Origin of the sequence: Lentilactobacillus parafarraginis DSM 18390 = JCM 14109 (assembly GCF_001435895.1) — a bacterium.
Classification (GTDB): Bacteria; Bacillota; Bacilli; order Lactobacillales; family Lactobacillaceae; genus Lentilactobacillus; species Lentilactobacillus parafarraginis.
Genome location: NZ_AZFZ01000138.1, coordinates 1 through 2,187, shown reverse-complemented (window position 1 = coordinate 2,187; position 2,187 = coordinate 1). Strand labels below are relative to the sequence as shown.

At 35.7% G+C, this 2,187-nt stretch carries 1 protein-coding gene and 1 pseudogene; both read right to left on the bottom strand.

Going from position 1 to position 2,187, the window contains the following annotated elements; translation table 11 throughout:
* Positions 1-178: 178 nt before the first annotated feature.
* Positions 179-628 (bottom strand): annotated as a pseudogene (locus tag FD47_RS14240) (fructose permease); the annotation flags it as partial.
* A 2-nt stretch (positions 629-630) separates the two neighbouring features.
* Positions 631-1,632: a zinc-dependent alcohol dehydrogenase family protein gene (locus FD47_RS14235; protein WP_054736737.1), complete on the bottom strand. Its 1,002-nt coding sequence runs from the start codon at positions 1,630-1,632 to the stop codon at positions 631-633.
* Between the last annotated feature and the right edge of the window lie 555 nt (positions 1,633-2,187).

The window sequence follows — 2,187 nt, the reverse complement described above, 5'->3', positions numbered from 1 at the left end:
AAATTGGATCAGTTGAACTTGACGGCCACATGTTATTTACACCCGTGATAAGTTAGCAACGAAGTTAGGTGTTAACGTCAGCACAATTACAGAAGTTTTCAAACGGTTAGTAAAAAAGGGTTATTTAGTTATGAAGCACCAATTCAATGGAGCAACTAAACTATTCTTACCAAAATTTGAAAATGAAACAAATCCAGAAGCCAATCATCACGGGAGTATTAGCAGCCGGCAACCCACTATAAATTGGATATTTACCAATAAAGAAATTCTCAAAAAATTGGATAAGAGCAGAAAAGGGAACCATAAAGACCAGGTTCCCTAAAGCTCGATGCCAATTCCAATGACCAACCAAAATGGCATTTAAAATCGTAATTACAATTCCTAAAATTAAAAATGTCCAAAAGAGATTCCAGCCAAAGGCAACGCTTAAGTTAGCTTCAGCAGCAGTCCAATAGGCAGATCCCAAATAAGACGGATGAATTTTAGCACTTGTAACTAAGGTTAGGACATTTCCGGCAGAGTTGATGATAATTGAGATCGTAAAGTAGAAAATTGACATTGACATCGAAAGTGTTCGACCGCTTAATATTTGTTGTGAACTGGTCTGCGACTTCAGATCTCTTTTCATTTCTAATCACCAACTTTAACAACAGCTTTAGAAACTCCCTTAATTTTCCCTTGGAGAACATCTTCAACTTGGTCCAAGGTTAAAACGTGACTGATAATAGGATCAACATTTACTTTACCGCTAGCTAACAAAGAAATTGAGTCCTCAAAAGCATTTGGGTTAATAAATGAGCCTTGAATTGTCAGTTGTTTTTGATAAACCTCGTAGGTATTCATTTGAAAGTGAGCATTTGGTTTACCAACACCAAACATCAAAACTTGGGCGCCCTTACGAGTTGCCTCAACGGCTTGTTCTTGAGTCTGCGGTAAACCGACGGCCTCAATTACCACATCATATCCTGAAGGGATCTTATCACGAGTAGTATTATAAATATTGGTAACACCAAACTTTTCCTTGTTAAGTTTAAGCTTTTCGTCAATGATACCGGCAAAGTCAACTTGATGAACTCCATATGCTCGAAGTAATTGAACGAATAATTGCCCCATGAAGCCATCACCAATCACTAAGGCTTTTTGATAAGGAGTAATCTTAAGTAACTGCATACCATGGACAGCACATGAAATTGGCTCCAAGGTTGCTGCATCCTTAAAAGAGACACTATCAGGAATCGGGTAAACAACTGAAGCAGGAGCCGTAAATGATTGTTCCAAGCCACCATTTCGAGTAACACCAACTGCTGACAAATTATCACAGAGTTCGGGACGCCCAGTGTGGCAATAGAAACACTGACCACAATAAATATTAGGATCAACGGATACTCGATCACCAATTTTAACGTTGGTGACCTCTGAACCGACTTCAGCAACTACACCTGAATTCTCATGACCTAAAACAATGGGAGGTACAGCATCAGCTGAACCTGGTAGGCCATTATATAATGCATGGTCAGTGCCACAAATACCAGCATATTTAGTATCAATACGAACCTCATTAGGCTTAAGCTCTGGTGTATCAATATCTTCGATCTTCATGTGTTTTGTAGCGGTTAATACAAGTGCTTTCATTAATATGATCTCCCTTTGAGTAATTTTTGAAATGTGTTTAATCCTGAGTACGATACACATTTACAGGGATAATTGATCTTAAACAATCATTTATGTAAACGTATAAGGTTGGTCTTCACAAGGAGTTTTGTAACCCCTTACAATTATTGATTGTAGTCATATTTCTAGACATGTCAATGGTGGAAATTTTTTTAGGAAATAACGAACTATAATAATTTATATTAAAAGAAGAAAGTACTAAATTGGTATAGATAATAAACTAAAACAAAACGTATACTAGTGACATCATTGATATTATGCATAAATATGATTATGGAAACNTTAATCAAAAAGTAATCGTTTTGAGTTATTAAGGAAAATATCATGTAAATATTTAATACTATGCTTAATCATAGTTAAAGTTATCAGATATAAGGGAAGTAATATTAGAAATGTTACATAAAAGATTGATAGATAGTTTATTGTTTGAGGTAATTGTAGCTGAAGTATGTACAATGTTTTCCTTCTATATTTTTTCAGCTTCTACAGAAGCAAGTGTTAACACCTTGGTAAGTG

Bases quoted from the DNA above. Each gene is read 5' to 3' on its own strand.
- FD47_RS14235 (WP_054736737.1), bottom strand. From the start codon at position 1,632: ATGAAAGCACTTGTATTAACCGCTACAAAACACATGAAGATCGAAGAT.